At 60.6% G+C, this 16,882-nt stretch carries 18 protein-coding genes; 14 read left to right on the forward strand and 4 right to left on the reverse strand.

From position 1 onward, the window contains the following. Positions 1–137 precede the first annotated feature (137 nt). The 7 genes from AEAC466_RS24190 to pseI all read left to right on the forward strand — a co-directional run bounded on the left by AEAC466_RS24190 (position 138) and on the right by pseI (position 8,179). Entirely contained in the window at positions 138–1,925 is a 1,788-nt protein-coding gene (locus AEAC466_RS24190; protein WP_235074080.1) for a S1 family peptidase, read from the forward strand. A gap of 238 nt (positions 1,926–2,163) precedes the next feature. Then, positions 2,164–2,859, forward strand: coding sequence for an OmpA family protein (locus AEAC466_RS24195; protein ID WP_235074083.1), 696 nt, complete (start codon positions 2,164–2,166; stop codon positions 2,857–2,859). 59 nt (positions 2,860–2,918) lie between these two features. Next, entirely contained in the window at positions 2,919–3,734 is an 816-nt protein-coding gene (locus AEAC466_RS24200) for a WecB/TagA/CpsF family glycosyltransferase (RefSeq protein ID WP_023456276.1), read from the forward strand. Positions 3,735–3,793: 59 nt separating this feature from the next. Beyond that, a complete protein-coding gene (locus AEAC466_RS24205) occupies positions 3,794–4,780 on the forward strand; it encodes an SDR family oxidoreductase (RefSeq protein ID WP_023456277.1) in 987 nt (328 codons plus the stop codon). 99 nt (positions 4,781–4,879) lie between these two features. Beyond that, entirely contained in the window at positions 4,880–5,923 is a 1,044-nt protein-coding gene (pseB, locus tag AEAC466_RS24210; RefSeq protein ID WP_023456278.1) for a UDP-N-acetylglucosamine 4,6-dehydratase (inverting), read from the forward strand. Positions 5,924–5,948: 25 nt separating this feature from the next. Further along, entirely contained in the window at positions 5,949–7,133 is a 1,185-nt protein-coding gene (pseC, locus tag AEAC466_RS24215; protein WP_023456279.1) for a UDP-4-amino-4,6-dideoxy-N-acetyl-beta-L-altrosamine transaminase, read from the forward strand. Next, entirely contained in the window at positions 7,130–8,179 is a 1,050-nt protein-coding gene (gene pseI / locus AEAC466_RS24220; RefSeq protein WP_023456280.1) for a pseudaminic acid synthase, read from the forward strand. The genes pseC and pseI overlap by 4 nt, the downstream gene beginning before the upstream one ends. On the opposite strand, the gene AEAC466_RS24225 is transcribed toward pseI, so the two are convergent. Then, on the reverse strand, positions 8,176–9,036 hold the full coding sequence (locus AEAC466_RS24225; protein ID WP_023456281.1) for a pirin family protein: 861 nt from the start codon (positions 9,034–9,036) through the stop codon (positions 8,176–8,178). The genes pseI and AEAC466_RS24225 overlap by 4 nt on opposite strands. Positions 9,037–9,150: 114 nt before the next feature. Between AEAC466_RS24225 and AEAC466_RS24230 the strand changes: the two genes are divergently transcribed. Both AEAC466_RS24230 and AEAC466_RS24235 read left to right on the forward strand, forming a co-directional pair. Continuing rightward, positions 9,151–9,762 (forward strand): glycine zipper 2TM domain-containing protein, encoded by a 612-nt coding sequence (locus AEAC466_RS24230; RefSeq protein WP_023456282.1) that lies wholly within the window; start codon positions 9,151–9,153, stop codon positions 9,760–9,762. 47 nt (positions 9,763–9,809) lie between these two features. Next, positions 9,810–10,442 (forward strand): trimeric intracellular cation channel family protein, encoded by a 633-nt coding sequence (locus AEAC466_RS24235; protein WP_023456283.1) that lies wholly within the window; start codon positions 9,810–9,812, stop codon positions 10,440–10,442. Between the two features lie 61 nt (positions 10,443–10,503). On the opposite strand, the gene AEAC466_RS24240 is transcribed toward AEAC466_RS24235, so the two are convergent. From AEAC466_RS24240 to AEAC466_RS24250, 3 genes are read right to left on the reverse strand one after another with little or no spacing between them, the layout of a single operon-like run. Beyond that, a complete protein-coding gene (locus AEAC466_RS24240) occupies positions 10,504–11,745 on the reverse strand; it encodes a M24 family metallopeptidase (RefSeq protein WP_023456284.1) in 1,242 nt (413 codons plus the stop codon). 40 nt (positions 11,746–11,785) lie between these two features. Next, on the reverse strand, positions 11,786–12,475 hold the full coding sequence (pseF, locus tag AEAC466_RS24245) for a pseudaminic acid cytidylyltransferase (protein ID WP_023456285.1): 690 nt from the start codon (positions 12,473–12,475) through the stop codon (positions 11,786–11,788). Between the two features lie 45 nt (positions 12,476–12,520). Next, entirely contained in the window at positions 12,521–12,742 is a 222-nt protein-coding gene (locus tag AEAC466_RS24250; protein ID WP_023456286.1) for a phosphopantetheine-binding protein, read from the reverse strand. A 138-nt stretch (positions 12,743–12,880) separates the two neighbouring features. Between AEAC466_RS24250 and AEAC466_RS24255 the strand changes: the two genes are divergently transcribed. The 5 genes from AEAC466_RS24255 to AEAC466_RS24275 are packed head-to-tail and all read left to right on the forward strand — an operon-like array spanning position 12,881 to position 16,882. Then, the gene (locus AEAC466_RS24255) at positions 12,881–13,948 is read left to right on the forward strand and encodes a 3-oxoacyl-ACP synthase III family protein (RefSeq protein ID WP_023456287.1); all 1,068 of its coding nucleotides are present in this window, start codon (positions 12,881–12,883) and stop codon (positions 13,946–13,948) included. Next, on the forward strand, positions 13,885–15,063 hold the full coding sequence (locus AEAC466_RS24260) for an aromatic ring-hydroxylating oxygenase subunit alpha (RefSeq protein ID WP_235074085.1): 1,179 nt from the start codon (positions 13,885–13,887) through the stop codon (positions 15,061–15,063). Before AEAC466_RS24255 ends, AEAC466_RS24260 begins: the two co-directional genes overlap by 64 nt. Beyond that, positions 15,053–15,826, forward strand: coding sequence for an SDR family NAD(P)-dependent oxidoreductase (locus tag AEAC466_RS24265; RefSeq protein ID WP_023456289.1), 774 nt, complete (start codon positions 15,053–15,055; stop codon positions 15,824–15,826). The genes AEAC466_RS24260 and AEAC466_RS24265 overlap by 11 nt, the downstream gene beginning before the upstream one ends. Continuing rightward, positions 15,823–16,659 carry an alpha/beta fold hydrolase gene (locus AEAC466_RS24270; RefSeq protein WP_023456290.1) on the forward strand — a complete coding sequence of 279 codons (837 nt, stop codon included), beginning with the start codon at positions 15,823–15,825 and terminating at the stop codon, positions 16,657–16,659. The genes AEAC466_RS24265 and AEAC466_RS24270 overlap by 4 nt, the downstream gene beginning before the upstream one ends. Continuing rightward, positions 16,646–16,882 (forward strand): acyl carrier protein, encoded by a 237-nt coding sequence (locus AEAC466_RS24275; protein ID WP_023456291.1) that lies wholly within the window; start codon positions 16,646–16,648, stop codon positions 16,880–16,882. The genes AEAC466_RS24270 and AEAC466_RS24275 overlap by 14 nt, the downstream gene beginning before the upstream one ends.

Raw genomic sequence — 16,882 nt, forward strand, 5'->3', positions numbered from 1 at the left:
GCGCGCCTAAAATCCCACAGCCCGCATTAACCTTCCCGCAGGGGATGATTTTTAACGAGAACTCGTCTATGACCGCTTGATATGAACGCGACTCGCCAGAGGACGCGGTGTTTTGTGTTGCCAAGGCGGATTTGGGATTGTTTGCGGGTATGGGCGCGGGTCTGGTTCAACGGATGAAGGGGATAGGCCTCGGGCTTCTGGCTGCCGGTCTTCTGTGTCTGCCCGTTGATATGTCTCCCGCCTTTGCGCAGGATGCCAATTCGTCCAGTCTGTCGCAATTGTCCGACCCCGATTTTCAGCCCGTTAATTCGACGAAGGCGCTGAAGGCTTCCGAACAATCGGTGGTTCGTGTGCTGGTCGTCTATCGCGGCTATGGCGGCGTGCCGCTCGATACGGTCGGCATGGGCTCGGGATTTGTCGTCGCACCAGGCTATATCGTCACCAATTACCACGTCGTCCAGGTGCCGCCTGAGGCTTCGAGCGCTGATATCTATATCGTCCCGCACAAGGACTCCGGGGCCGGATATCAGCCGGTACAGCTGATGAAGTCCTGGATCCAGGGCGATCTGGTCCTGCTGTCTGCACCGAACCTCAAAATTCCGCCCCTGAAACTCTTCCTCACGCCTTACAAGAATGAGCGCGTGGTTTCGATGGGCTATCCCGACGTAACGGATCACCTGCTTAACCGGTCGGGCACGGCGCTTCTCGAACCGGCGGACGCCTACGTGACGCAAGGGTCCATCGCCCTGTTCGCCGCCACCAATCCGGACGGCAGTCGCGTCGAAACCCTGTTTCACACCGCGCCGATCAATCACGGCAATTCCGGCGGTCCGCTGCTGAACGAATGCGGCCAGGTCGTTGGCGTCAATACCTGGACCGCGCCGTCGACCCTGTCAGCAGGGGGTAACCTGGATATCTCGGCGGGCCAGTTCGTCGCCACCCACGTTTCGGCGTTGAATACCTTCCTCAGCTCGGCCGGTATATCGCCGGAGATCGTCAGCACGCCATGCTATGCCAAGAGCGAGGACGAGATCGTTAAGGACGACGCGCTCTCCAAGGTGCTGTCCGCCGCTGCGGAGGCCCAGGTTCAGCGCCTTGTCGAGCAGAAAAAGGCCGAAGCCGATCGCGCCCTGATGGAGCGTCTGCAACTGGGCGCCATGGTGGTCCTGTCCGTCCTGGTCCTGATTCTTATCGGCCTGATCATTCGCCGCGAAATCCGCCACCGTGCCGAAATCCACCGCTCACGTGAGCCCGATGCCCCGACAGCCTTCGACGAAGCGCCGGTCGAACGCGTCAAGCCGGAGCGCGTTCGCCACCGTATCGAACTGCGCGCACCGCCGCCAGTCAAGGTGCCGGGCATCAAGCATCCGATACCCTGGGGCTGGATCGCCTTGGCCGCCGTTATCGTCATTGTCGTTGCGTGGTTCCTGATCAAGGATCGCGACATCTATCGTCGCCTCAGCAAACCGAAGGTCGCCGCCCCTGTGGCAGAAGCTGTCACGGTGAAGATGTCCTGCGCCATCGACCCCACCGCCTCGCCTAATCCGCTAAGCGGAGCGGGGCCGATCGAGTTCGAATTTGACTCCGTCCATGCCTGCGTCAATGGACGTACGCCGTATGAGCGTCAACCGAACGGCTCCCTGCTGCGTTTTGCAATGGGCGAAGCCAATCCTGTGGCGGCGCGGATGGAATTTTCCGCCGACGGTCAGGTCTTCACCCGTTATGATTACCGGCTAGACCCGGTCCAATATACTAATTTCAATAACCAGATGAAGGCGCTGGGCACTTTGCGTTGTTCCACGCACAGCAATGCTGGTGCGCTTGCGGCGCTTGCCAATAACCTGGCCCGCGTGCGTACCCTGTCCCAGACCTACCTGACGATGGCGCCGGAAACTAAGACGGTATGGCGCTGCAAACAGACATGACCACACGTCATATCGGCGTCTTCATGTTGTGTTCAAAGTCAAAGTCGTAAGCCAGTATACATATCCTCTACGGCCCCTCGGAATCGGCGGATGGCCTTATGGGATTCTAACGAGTTTTTACTGCGTTCCGGTCAACGCCCTTACCCTGCCTCTGGCATAAGTGGAGGTAGTGGCCTGAGATCGGACCCGCAAATAGGGCCCTTGATCGGGACCAACAGCATCTGAGGAGTCTACAATAATGCCTGTATTAAATATGCCCAAACTGAATATTTCCGGCCGAAGCGCCATTTTGGCGGTGACCGGTATCGCTTTCCTTCTGACCGGCTGTGAGACCATTGATACGTCCAACGGTGTCAAGACACGCAGCAACACCAAGACAGGCGCTCTGATCGGCGCGGCGGTCGGTGCCGGCGTCGGCGCCCTGTCAAACAATGACCAGCGCCGCAAGAACGCCGTTATCGGTGCGGGTATCGGTGCTTTGGCGGGTGCGGGTGTCGGCGCCTACATGGATCGACAGCAGAAAGATTTGCGCGCCGAACTGGAAACGCGCGGCGTCTACGTTACCCGCCGTGGCAATGATATCGTCCTCAATCTGCCGTCCGACGTCACCTTCTCTTCGGGCAGTGCCGACATCGCCGGCTCCTTCCTGCCGGTGCTGGATGATGTTGCCACCATCCTCAATCAATATCCATCGACCTATATCGACGTGGTTGGTCACGCCGACGGCCAGGGTTCAGATGCCTACAATCTCGACCTGTCAGAGCGCCGCGCCAATGCGACAGCGGGGTATCTCGTTGCCCGTAAGGTCAAGGCCGAACGCATCTACGTCGCCGGCATGGGCAAGCGTCAGCCGATCGCGACCAATAGCACGCCCGAAGGCCGCGCCAAGAATCGCCGTGTCGAAATCACCCTGCGCCCGGTGGTTGAAAACTGAGCGGGCATTAACCCTGTCCTTTGAGGGTTTCTCAAAACTAACTGAGTAGGATTGGCGGTATGGACACATGCCGCCAATTCGTTTTTCACGACAGCCTGACTGAGGATCCACCTTATAAGCGCTTTTCGCTTTTGGGGGCCGAGGTCGATGCGGTGACCCCGACTTGCGTAATGGAGTTTGTCGGCGCCAAGGTGGTCGCCGGTGAGCGCGCCATCGTGGCCAACCATAATCTGCATAGCCTGTATCTGTTTCAGAAGCGGGCCGACATGCGCGCCTTTTACGCCAAGGCGGATCTGATCGAAATTGATTCGACGCCGATGATTGCCTGGGGCCGTCTTATGGGACTTCCGGTGTCGCGGCAGCATCGGGTCACCTATCTTGATTATCGCGAAGATTTCTGGGCGCGTGCTCAGGTTAATGGCTGGCGCGTCTATCATATCGGCGGCGAGGCGGCGCATAACGACCGCTCGAAAGCGGCGATTCTCAACCGCTATCCCGATGTGCATCTCGACCTGCATACCGGCTTCTTTGACATAGGGGGCGCGGAAAACGAGGCCTTGCTGGCGGATCTGGCGGCTAAAAAGCCTGATGTTCTGCTGGTTGGCATGGGCATGCCGCGTCAGGAAACCTGGATATTGGCCAATCTCGACCGTCTGCCGGATTGCGTTATCCTGCCGGTCGGAGCGGCGTTCGACTACGAGGCCGGTGTCATCTACACGCCGCCGCGCTGGACCGGGCGACTGGGTATAGAGTGGCTGGTGCGGTTTCTTCATGAACCGAAACGTCTGTTCGAACGCTACTTTGTCGAGCCCTGGCATCTTATCCCTCAGGCGTTGAACGACGTGTCGCGCCGTCTGGTCCCTATCGATTTTTGATGATGCGGCGGCTGTAATGGCGGCGGGGCAGGGGCTCCACGCTATCGCAAGGTCCGACCATGACACCGCTCGAGTATGAGGAGGAGGCGGAAGACACCGTCGCCATCCAGCGCGCCCTCCAGGCAGAACGACGACAAACCGACAAGAGGAAGTCAGAGGGCGAATCCAAGTCCGCCATGCAGGCCGGGGCGCGGATATATCCCGAGCCGCCCCTGCCGATGCAAACCCTCGATAAGCCCGGCAATGAAGCGGGTATGGTACTGCAACCTCTCTGTGACGCGCCCTACTATCGCGGGTCTGGCAAGCTCGAAGGCAAGGTGGCCCTGATCACGGGAGGCGACTCCGGTATCGGTCGCTCCGTTTCCATCCTCTACGCCCGTGAAGGGGCGGATGTCGCCATCGTCTTTCTGGACGAACACGAAGACGCCGAACTGACCCGAAGCCTGGTCGAGGCCGAAGGACAAAGATGCCTGTTGATTGCCGGAGATGTCGCCGACCGTCAGTTTTGCCGGGATGCTGTGGCCCAAACCGTCGCGCGCCTGGGCAAGCTTGATATCCTTGTCAACAACGCTGCATTCCAGCTTCACGCCAAATTTGCGGACTTGAGCGAAGAACAGTTCGACCGGACCGTGAAGACCAACCTCTACGGCTATTTTCACATGGCGCAGGCGGCGGCGGAACACATCCCTAATGGCGGCGCCATCGTCAATACCGGATCGGTCACGGGTATCGAAGGCAGCCCCATGCTCATCGACTATTCGATGACCAAGGGGGGCATTCACGCCTTTACGCGCTCTCTGGCCGGGCAGTTGGTCGAAAAGGGTATCCGCGTCAATTGCGTGGCGCCGGGGCCGGTCTGGACGCCGCTCAACCCCGCCGACAAGTCTCCGGAGGACGTCGCTGAGTTTGGCGCCCAGACGCCGATGAAGCGCCCCGCCCAGCCTGAGGAGATCGCACCGGCCTATGTCTTCCTGGCATCGCCACAGATGTCGTCCTACGTTACGGGCGAGGTCCTGCCGGTGATCGGCGGCTATGGCGGCGGCTGACCGCTGCGGGCGTAGATTTACTTAACGTGACTTTAACCGCCCGTGGGCAAGATGCCACCCACGGGCGAGATGCGTCCGGCTTTGAGTGCACGGATCGCCATGACCTATCGTGATTTTTCGCCGCAAACCGACCCGGTCAAGGGCAAGGTTGTCCTGATCACCGGCGGCACAGGTTCTTTCGGTCGTCGCATGACGCAGACCTTGCTTGAGCACCATGATCCGCGCAAGGTCATCATCCTGTCGCGCGACGAACTCAAGCAATACGAGATGCGCGGCGAACTGGAAGAGCGCTTCGATAAGGCGAAGATATCAAAATTAAGGTTCTTCCTTGGCGACGTGCGTGATCGTGAACGTTTGAAACTGGCCTTCCGCGGCGTCGACATCGTCATTCATGCGGCCGCTCTCAAGCAGGTGCCTGCCGCCGAATACAACCCGTCGGAATGCATCGCTACCAATATCAACGGCGCGGAAAATGTTGTGGCTGCCGCCTTCTCCGCTCGCGTCCAACGCGTGGTGGCGCTGTCAACCGACAAGGCCTGTTCCCCCATCAACCTGTATGGCGCGACCAAGCTGGCTTCGGACAAGATCTTCGTCGCCGCCAATAACATGGCCGGCGACATTGGTTCGCGCTTTTGCGTCGTCCGCTACGGCAATGTCGTAGGCTCGCGTGGTTCGGTGGTCCCCTTCTTCCAGCGCCTGCTGGCCAAGGGTGCGACGGAGTTGCCGATCACCGACCCGCGCATGACGCGCTTCTGGATATCGCTCGATCAGGGCGTCGCCTTCGTCCTCTCCTGCCTGGAACTGACCCAAGGCGGCGAAATCTTTGTGCCGAAAATTCCCGCGACCCTGGTCACCGACCTGGCTACTGCCCTGGCGCCCGAAGCGCAGCATAAGGTCGTCGGCATCCGCCCCGGCGAGAAATTGCACGAGATGATGATTTCCGCCGATGATGCGCGCTCAACCTATGAGCTGGACGACCGCTATGTCATTGAGCCGGAGTTCGTTGAATATACCCGCAAGAGCTTCTCCAAGGTGCGTGGCATCAAGAAGGTGGCCGAAGATTTCTATTATGCCAGCGATATCAACCCGGAGCGTCTGGACGCGGCCGGTATCCGCGATATGATGAAAGCCTATCTGGGGTGAGGCGATTTTTCGTGTGCGAGGCCCCATGACCTTTCTGCCCTATGGCCGCCAGTCTATCAGCGAAGCCGACATCGCCGCCGTCGCGGATGCCCTGCGCTCCGATTTCCTGACAACCGGCCCGTTGGTCGAGCGTTTTGAAAAAGCCTTGGCCGAAGCGGTTGGCGCCGCAGAAGCGGTCGTTGTATCGAACGGCACGGCGGCGCTGCATCTGGCGGTGATGAGCGAACAATTGTCGAAATGCTGCGTGGTCATCGTCCCGGCCATCACCTTCGCCGCCAGCGCCAATTGTGTCGCCTATTGCGGCGCCGAAGTGGTCTTTGCCGATGTCGATCCGGTGACCGGCCTGATCACGGACGACAGCTTTGACGAGGCGCTTAATATCATTGCCCGCGACTATCATGGCCATCGCTTCGCCGGTGTCATTCCGGTCCATTATGCCGGCCGGCCGGTCGATTTGCGTCACCTGCGCACGGTATGTGATGAATATGGCGCCTTTATCATCGAAGACGCCTGCCATGCCATTGGCACTGTCGGACCCCAAGGCCCAGTCGGTAGCTGCCAATCCTCCAACATGGCCTGCTTTTCGTTTCACCCGGTCAAGACGTTGACGACAGGAGAGGGGGGCGCGGTGACGACGAACGATCCCGTTCTGGCGGCGCGTCTGCGTACCCTGCGCAGTCACGGCATCGAACGCGACCCGGATCATTTTGTCGGCCTGCATTATGAAGGCGAAGGCGATGTGGGGCCTTGGGTCTACGAACAGCAATGCCTGGGCTACAATTATCGCCTGCCCGATATCAACTGTGCGCTGGGCCTGTCGCAATTAAAGCGCCTGCCGGAATTTGCCGCCCGCCGCAAGGCGCTGGTGCGCGCCTATCAGGCGGCGCTGGATCAATCGAATATTCCCGTAAGCTGGATGCAATCGGGCGACGATACGGTCTTTCACCTGTTTGCCGTCAATATCGACTTTGCCGCCCTGGGCACGACCCGGGCCCGCGTGATGGCCGGTCTGCGCGACCGCGGCATAGGCAGTCAGGTGCACTATATTCCGGTTCACCGCCAGCCCTATTGGCAACGTCACGCATTGGGCAAACGCGACCTGCCTGGTGCTGACGCCTTCTATCAGGGCACGCTTTCTTTACCGCTTTATGCGGAAATGAGCGACGAAGACCCGGTCCGGGTCATAAGCGCCTTGAGTGAAGTATTATGAGCCTTGACGTTACCATTGCCGGCCGCAAGATCGGCGCCGATCATGAGCCCTATATCATCTGCGAACTGTCGGGCAATCATAATGGCTCGCTCGATCGCGCCCTGACCATGATCGATGCCGCCGCCGACACCGGTTGCGACGCCATCAAGCTTCAGACCTATACCGCCGACACAATAACTCTGAAATCGGATCGGCCGGAATTCTTCATCCATGGCGGTCCCTGGGATGGCCGGGCCCTTTACGACCTGTACCAGGAGGCCCATACCCCGTGGGATTGGCACCCGGCTCTGTTCGAGCGGGCAAGGGCGCGTGGGGTGACGATCTTCTCATCGCCCTTTGACAATACCGCTGTCGATCTGCTCGAATCTTTGGGGGCTCCCGCTTACAAGATCGCGTCTTTCGAACTGGTTGACCTGCCTCTGGTCGCCTATGTGGCGCAACAGGGCAAGCCGATGATCATGTCGACGGGCATGGCCAATGACCGCGAAATCGACGCGGCGGTACAGACGGCGCGCAAGTTCGGTTCGGGGGAGATTATCCTGCTGCATTGCGTCTCCAACTATCCCGCCGATATCGCCGATGCCAATGTGCGCACGGTTCCGGCCCTGGGCGAACGTTATGGTTGCGTGCCGGGTCTGTCCGACCATACCCATGGCGTCGGTGCCTCCGTGGCGGCAATCGCGCTGGGCGGTGCAGTGATCGAAAAACACTTTACATTGGCGCGCGCCGATGGCGGCCCGGATTCGAGTTTCTCGCTGGAGCCGGCCGAATTTTCAGCGCTGGTTCGTGATTGCAAGGACGCCTGGAAAGCGCTGGGCCGGGTGCATTTTGACACCCTAGGCACTGAGCAGGGCTCCAAGACCTTCCGCCGTTCCCTCTATGTCGTCAGGGACGTCAGGCGGGGCGAGGCCTTCACCCATGACAATGTCCGCTCGATCCGTCCGGGTCTGGGCTTGCCGCCGTCGCGGCTATGGGATGTGGTGGGGAAGGTCGCCAGCCGCGATCTGTCGCGCGGCGAACCGCTGAGCGATGAGATGATCGCCTAGCCTATATCCGCCGGATTGCCGAACTTCCCGGCCTGATAGTCGGCATAGGCGTCATGGATTTCCTGCCCCGTATTCATCACGAACGGACCATGCGCCACGATCGGCTCGTTGATCGGTTCGGCATGGCCGAACAGGATGACGCTATCCGTCACGGCTTCGATATCGATCAGACCGCCGGGGCCGAATTCAACCAGGTTCCAATGCGGTGCGTCGGCGCCGTTGACGGCCACATTGCCGCGCACGACATAGAAAAAGACATCGCGGTCTTCGAGGTGATCGAATCGAATGCGGCTGCCGGGCGTCATGTCCAGCCAGGTCATGAACACACCGGTCAGCGAGTTCACGGGGCCGGTCTGCCCGCTCCATTCGCCGGAGACAAGATGCAGGGTCACGCCGTCGCCTTGGATGGCTGGGATCTGATCCTGCTGCACGCCGGTATAGCGCGGTGGCGTCATTTTAAGGCGGGACGGCAGGTTGACCCAGAGCTGAAGAATCTCCATCGGACCGCCCGCCCGTTTGAAGGCTTCGGGCGAGACTTCGGCATGCACCAGGCCGCTACCCGCCGTCATCCATTGGACGCCGCCGGCGTGGATGATGCTTTCGTGCCCCCCGGTATCGCGGTGCGCCAGGTCGCCCTCGAGGATGAAGGTCACGGTTTCAAAGCCGCGATGCGGATGCGGACCGAACGGCAGCCCACGATTGCCGGGGCGGTAGGTTTGCGGGCCATGGTGATTGAGGAACAGGAAGGCGCCGATATTATTCAGACGCTGGCTGGGGACCGGTCGTCGCGTTACCAAATCGCCGATGTCGTCGCGATAGGCGCTGTGAAGGGCGAGGACGGCTTTGGTTTCAGACATGTCATACTCCTGGTCCATAGCTGGGCTTAGTGGCTTAAATCGTCAAGCCCCAGGCCATGCGCCGGACATAATTTTGTGGTATGGTTTTCACATAGCGTGGAGTAGAGCGTCACTATGAAAAACCGGATATCCAAGGCCTGCCTGATTGCCAGTGTCGCCGTTATGCTGGCCCAACCTGTGCTAGCCCAAACGACACCGACCGACTCGCACCAGGCAACGCGCGGAGATGCGCAGCCGGAGATGCGTCCTTACAGCCAGGCTGAACTGCGCCAGGCCTATGACCGTGGCCGCGCGGATCAGGCCAGAGACATGGCAAGAGATAGCGGATTGCCGCCCCCCGGCCGCGAGCCCGTCGGGTATTGTTATCAGCGCAAGTCGAGCGCCCGTACGACCGGCACGATTGTCGGTGCGGTTCTGGGCGGCGTCATCGGCAATGGCCTATCCAATCGCTGGGATCGTGGCGGCAACACCATAGGCGGGGCCATGGTGGGCACCATGCTTGGCTCTGCCGTGGGTGATAACAGCGTCGACTGCTATGAGCAGGCCTATTATGCCTATGACGACGGTTATTATGCCCCGCCACCGCCGCCAAGCGGCTATACGACCGTTTTCTTTTCCTCCGAGCCGGTTTACGGGCATTATCATCGCTATTACCGTGAACCGCGCTGGGACAGAGGCTGGCACAGCGGTTTCGGCTACAGCTACGGTTTCGGTCGCCGCTGGTAGACCGTTTCCCCTTCCAAAGTCGCCGACGTCCATGCTAACGCAGGCGCATGGATGCCCTGCAAACCGCCTTTTACTGGCTTGATTACGCCGCCGTCGCCGTTTTTGGTGCATCCGGCGCGCTGGCTGCCGCGCGGCGCAAGCAGGACATCATCACCTTCGCCTTTTTCGCGGCCATTACCGGCGTTGGCGGCGGTACGTTGCGTGATGTGCTGATCGGTGCGCCGGTCTTCTGGGTTCAGCGGCCCGGCTATATCATTGTCTGTCTCATTGCCGCCGTCATCGTCTGGGTGACGGGTAAGCGAGGCTGGCGGTTTCGGGCGCTTCTGTGGCTCGATGCCATCGGTCTGGCGGCCTATGCCGTTGTGGGCACCGCGAAGGCGCTCAATCTCGGCGTCCATCCGTTTTCAGCCATGATCATGGGCGTGCTCACCACCTGTTTCGGCGGCATCATTCGGGATGTATTGGCGGGTGAGCCCAACCTCCTCATGACGCGGGAAATCTATGTCACAGCGGCCCTTCTGGGGGCGGGCGCATTCGTCTGCCTGACCCTGATGGGGCTGTCCTTTTGGCCGGCGGCGATTGTGGCTTTCTTTGCCGCCTTCATCTTGCGCGCGGCGGCCATTCGTTACCGGTTGGCGTTACCCGGCTTCCCCGGCGCCAGCGGCGACACCGAATATTGAAACGGATTCCTACAGCATTCGTCGACTCGGTTGAGCCGCCTCATAGCTCTCATATTTTGCTTTAAATCGGGTCGTCGATCGATTTCGCCAGCGGAGAAAACAGTTTTGGCCCGTTAACCGTCATGTACCAGCAATCTTCGAGCCGGATGCCGAACTCGCCGGGGATATAGAGGCCCGGTTCATCGGAAAAACACATGCCGGGTTGGAGCGGGGTCAGGTCGCTGTGGACCAGGTATGGCGATTCGTGGCCTTCCATGCCGATGCCGTGACCGGTGCGGTGCGATAGCCCGGGTAGGCGATAACCTGGCCCCCAGCCTTCCTTTTCATAATAGGCGCGCACGGCGTCGTCGATATGGCCTACGGGTACACCGACCTTTGCGGTTTCGAGGGCTATCTCCTGGCCGCGCCGCACGGTATTCCATACCTGACGTTGCCGGGCGGAGGGCTCACCGAATATCCAGGTGCGAGAGATATCCGATTCGTAGCCATTCACCGCGCATCCGCAATCCATCAGTATGACCGAGCCTTCACGCACCGTCTGGACCTGCTTTGAACCATGCGGATATGCGCTGGCTTCGTTGATCAAGGTCAGGGCGAATTCCGGCGCGCCGCCCAAGGCCACGGTCGCCGCGTTCATGATGGCGGCAATATCCTTGCCGGTCATGCCGGCCCTGACTTCGCCATGGGTATGACGCAGGGCGGCCAGGGTAATATTGTTGGCCGTCTGCATGAGGGCCAATTCGGCAGGCGATTTGATCTGGCGGCAGGCATTGACCAGTGCCGCGCCTGAGACCACCCGACCGGCGCTGGAAACCTGCCTCAGGCCATCTACGATGAAGAAGCGCGTCGTTGGCTCGATGGCGATGACGCCCGAAACCAACCCGCGCTCCTGGAGGGCCTGAACCATGACGGCCTCCGGGTTATCGGCCTCATTCCAGGGGCGTACCTGCGCCTCTATCAAAAGGCTTTCGCGCACGGACGGCTCTTCGAAGGCGGGCGTGACGATGATCGCCTGGCCTTGCGCAGGCAGGACCGCCGCCGTCACCCGCTCCGACCGTCCCCACCGCACGCCGGTGAAATAGTCGAGCGATGGCCCGCTTTCGACGATCAGGGCATCGATCTTCTGGGCCTGCATCAGGCCTTGCAGCTTGGCGATACGGGTGAGGCGTTCATCGGCGCCGATGGGTTTGGCATTTGCCGACAGCGAGACAGGCTCTCCCGCCCAAGCGGCCGTGGACAGGAGCGCCGCCGGCGTCGCGGTGCAGGCCGCTATGCCTGACAATAACAAACGCCTGGAAATCATGACCGTCGCCCCTTTGGTTGAATTGGCAACGGTACACCTCTCAGGCGCGGGATTTCAACACCTTGTATGTCAGCTCGGCGACATCCCAGTCTTCGGGCGTGTCAATATCGACCACTTCTGTGCGCGGCAGGATAACCGGTGCGGAAATCGGTGAGAAGGTGATCTCCCCGTTCAGCCAGGCGTCGGTCCAGCCCCAATAGAATTGCGCCGCGTCATGATAGGCGGGTTCCAGATCCTGGGACCGCTTTGTGAGGTTTTCGGGCCAGAACATGTCGACGCTGCCGTCGGGTGTCTGGCGCAGCGCACGCTGTATCGGAAAGGCGTAGGAGGTGACGGAAAAAGCGAACCGCTTGCCCTGGAGCCTGTCCCATCCTTCTTTCAGCCGGGCGGGGTCGAGAAGCGGCGCCGTGGCATAGATGCAGCAGGCGGCATCGTAGGGGGTGCCGTTCGTTGCGAACCAGTTCAGGGCATGGACGACGACTGAACCGGTTCCGGCATGGTCATTGGCCAGCTCGGGGGGGCGGATGAAAGGGGTTTCGGCGCCATAGGTCCGTGCGACCTCGGCAATCTCCGCATCGTCTGTCGATACGACCACCGCGTCGAACAGGCCCGACTCAAGCGCCGCCTCGATGGAATAGGCGATCATGGGCTTGCCGAAAAACGGCTTGATGTTCTTGCGCGGAATCCGTTTCGAACCGCCGCGCGCCGGGATGATGGCGACGGCTTTCATGTCAGGACGCGCGTCCCTCGGCGATCCTGCGGCCTAAGCATGTGCCTAGAGGCCGACGAGCGCGGCCAGGTCGTTCAACGTCTTTGCGTCTTTCAGTTTTTCTGCATCGACGATCTGATCCATATCCGAGTCAACCATGGCGACGAAGGAGATGACCGACAGGCTGTCCCAGTTGCCGATATCGTTTACCTGTTCTTCGCCGGTCAGGCCGGCCGGATCGGCTTCCAGAATTTCGGCGACGGCGGCAAAAAAAGCGGGCTTGTCCATGGTGTACTCCACATGATGTTCCTGGGTTAAGGAAAAGGGTGAATCCGTCAATATTCCCTTAAATTCTTGGTGCGCAGGGTTGTGATTGGTGATTACGCCGCGAATCACCGAACCTGTTGAGCGTTTGAGGATTTGGTCATGACCGAAGCGATGATGAAGGGCGTGAGTTTGCGGGGGATCCGTGCCTGCGTACCTGCCGAAACGCGCGACTTGGCGGCGGAAAACATCATCCCGGATGAAGCTGAACGTGAGCGCCTGATGGGATCTATCGGCGTGCGGTCGCGCCATGTCGCACGTCCCGGCATCCTGACCTCCGACCTGTGTCAAAAGGCCGCCGACGGCCTGCTCGATGAACTGGGCTGGGCACGCGATACCATCGACGTGTTGATCATGGTGACGCAAAGTGCCGATTACGTTATTCCCGCCACGGCCTGCGCCCTGCAATCGCGCCTGGGGCTTGGGTCATGCCTGGCCTTCGACATCAATCTCGGCTGTTCGGGCTATGCCTACGGCCTGTGGACCGCCGCTTCGCTGATGCAGACACTCAAGGTCGCCGGCCGTCCGGCGCGCGCCCTGGTGCTGGCCGGAGACGTATCGACATCGAAGTTGATGGAAGGCGACCGGGCCACCATCCCGCTGTTCGGTGATGCCGGTTCGGCCACAGCCCTGGAAATTGATCCGAAGGCGGATGATATGTTCGGCGTCTTCGGTACCGATGGATCTGGCGCCCAGCATATCCTGATCGAGGCCGGCGGTTTGAAGCACCCGTTACTGCCGCCGAAGGAGCCGCACAGTCCTGAACGCGCAGAAGAACTGTATCGCAAATCGCGCCTGCACTTGAACGGCACCGAGGTGTTCAATTTCACGCTGAAAAATGTGCCACTCCTGGTCAAGGGCATATTGGAAACGGCCAATACGACCATAGACGATGTCGATTACGTTCTGTTCCACCAGGCCAATCTCTTCATGCTCAATCACCTGCGCAAGAAGTCAGGCCTGCCCGAGGACAAGGTGCCCATTGCCATGGAGACCTTCGGCAATACCTCCTCCGCCTCAATCCCTCTGACCATAGCCGCGCGCCTGTCGGACAGGTTCGAGACGCCGCAAAGCCTCGTCATGATGGGCTTCGGCGTGGGCTGGTCATGGAGCGCCATCAAGATGACGGTGGGGCCAATGCCGGCGCCGCAAGTGGTGGAACTCGCCTGATGACCTACCAGGATCGCCTTGGCCGTATTCCTGCGGACCATTACTGGCGCGAAGACGTGCTGGCCGAAGAGATTGAGCGCATTTTCAAGCCGTCATGGTTGTGCGTGGGCTTTACCCAGGATTTGCAGGGCGACAAGGACTTCATCACCGCCCAGATTGGTCCCAATTCCATTGTGGTGCAGAATTTTAACGGTGAGCTGAAGGCTTTCCGCAATGTCTGTTCGCATCGCTTTTCACGCATTCAGTGCGGCAAGGGCAATCGCGTGCTGCAATGCCCGTATCATGGCTGGACCTATGATGCGGCGGGCAAGCCCATAGGCATCCCGCTCAATGCCCAGAGCTTTGGCTTGGATGCGGCGGACAAGGAGGCGCTGGCCCTCCACAGCTACGCTCTGGAAACCGTCGGTCATTTCGTCTTTGTACGGATGAGTTCCGAAGGGCCGGATCTGGCGACCTTTCTCGGCAGCTTTTACGACGATCTGAAACATGTCAGCGAGGTCTGCCCCGACTGTTTCGAACAGGCAAGCTACGATTGGGATGCCAACTGGAAGCTGGGCATGGACAATGCCGCCGAAGGCTATCACGTCCCCCTCGTCCATGCCGACAGCTTCGGCCTGATCCTAAGCATCGATCTGAAAATATCCGTCGATGCCGAACACAGCCGCTATGTCGGTAATCTCAAGGAGCGGTCGCTGAAGTGGTGGGGCAATGTCGCCAAAAGCATTAAGCTTGAGCCGTCGGACCGTTACCCGCAATACGGCAATTTCCTCATCTTCCCCAATATTGTCGTCACCTTCTCTTACGGGGCCTTCCTGACTTTCCAGACCTTCGACCCGACTGGACCGCAGACCCTGCGCATCAATTCCACGTCCTGGCTGGCGAAAAACAACGGCCGCGCCGCCCGCGGCCTGGTGGTTGACAGCCTGAAAGCTTTCTCAGAACAGGTCCGCAACGAAGACCGTGACATCTGCGCCCTGGCTCAGGCGGGCACGCGTGAGGCGCCGCCGGGGCGGCCGCCCCTGTTGGGTGAGCTTGAAGGCCGCATTGCCCATTTCCAGACGGCCTATGCCGCGCGCATGGCGGCGCAGGACACGGAGGGCCTCTATGTCGACTGATTCTCACCTTTTTAACCCCATGTCACTGGCAGGCCGCACCATTCTGGTCACCGGGGCGACCAGCGGCATCGGCAAGGCGACGGCCATATATCTGTCGCGCCTCGGCGCCCGTATCGTGGCGTCCGGCCGCAACCAAGACCGGCTAACCGACGTCCTGGGCCAGCTTCAAGGCGAGGGGCATATTGGGCGCCTGTTCGACCTGTCCGACCTAGAGGCCATCGTGCCCTGGCTCAAGGCATTGTGCGCCGAAATCGGCCCGCTTAACGGGATAGCCCATTGCGCCGGCGTGCAAGCCACGCGTCCGATTCAGGCAATCAAGCCGGACTTCGTTATGGAGGTTCTGAGCCAAAACCTGGGCGCGGCCCTGATGCTGGCGCAAGGCTTCCGCCTCAAGGCCTGTCATGGTGTGCCAGCGTCTCTGGTCTATTGCTCGTCATCGGCGGCGTTGAAAACCGCGCCGGGTAACGTCGTCTATGCTGCGTCCAAGGGCGGCATTGTCTCAGCGGTCAAAGGGCTGGGCGTCGAACTGGTCCGCGATGGCGTGCGCGTCAACGCCGTGGCCCCGGCCATGGTCGATACGCCCATGTCTGACCAGTTCCGCAGCATCCTGTCGGAAGACAATTTCAAACGCGTCGTCGATATGCATCCCCTGGGTCTTGGGCAACCTGACGACGTCGCCGCCGCCATCGCCTTTTTGCTCGCCGACACGTCGCGCTGGATCACCGGTTCGATCCTGACGGTCGATGGGGGCTTCCTGGCATGAATGCGCCCCTGCCGCGTCCGCGCCGCAAGATCAGCCTGTCGGTCAGCGACCGTCATGGCCATGGCGCGCTCGGCTACCTTGAAATGGGCAATCCGGCGGGCGAACCGGTCGTTTTCCTTCACGGCTTCGGCGCCGATCTTTTGACCTGGCAATTGTGTCTAGTGCCGCTGGCCGCCAGCCATCGCCTGATCGCCATCGATCTGCCCGGTCATGGGCGCAGCGCCGCCGACGCGGGCGATGCCACCCTGGGCTTTATGACCGGCTGGCTTGATGAGGCGCTGGACGTGCTCGACATTCGTACTGCCCACATGGTCGGCCACTCGATGGGGGCAAAAATCGCCCTCGGATATGCGTTGGCTTACGGTGAGCGCGTTCGCTCCCTGTCCCTGATATCGCCGGCCGGACTGGGCGGTGACTTCCACCACGACAGCCTTGACGCCTTTCTGGCCGCCGGTACGCCTCAGGCGGCTTCGGCCCTGGCCGATCATTTGCTAGGGCCGCGCGGGCGCAACATCGCCGTATCCGTCGCGGCATCGCTACAGGCCGCCGCGAGCGATCCGATACGCTCAGCCGCGCTGACGGCCCTTCTGGGCAACGCCAAGGCCTACGGGCTGGCCTTATCGCCCGAAGGGTTCGACTGGTCCCGTGTCCGCTGTCCGATCCAAATTTTGTGGGGCGACCATGACCGCCTCATTCCGGTGCCGGACGCCAGTCGCCTGCCGAAATCAGCCCCATTTCACCTTGTTCCCGGCGCGGGGCATCTGCCGCATATGGAAGATCCTGCCGTCGTCGTCGCCCATCTGAAGGAATTCCTGTCCCATGTCCGCTCTTGACCTGATCCGCGAGGAACTGACGCAAATCCTGGCCGACAAGGGGGCCGAGACGGGCGAAATCGCCGCCGACACGCCCCTGCTGAACGGGCCGCTGGATATCGATAGCCTCGACTTGGCGACCTTGGTGGTTGTGCTCGAAGAAAAAACGGGCCTGACGCCTTTTGCCGATGGTTTCGTTCTTTTCCATACGGCGGGCGAACTGGCCGCACTGTTCGGCGGCTAA

The organism is Asticcacaulis sp. AC466 (genome assembly GCF_000495815.1).
In the GTDB taxonomy this organism is placed as follows: Bacteria; Pseudomonadota; Alphaproteobacteria; order Caulobacterales; family Caulobacteraceae; genus Asticcacaulis.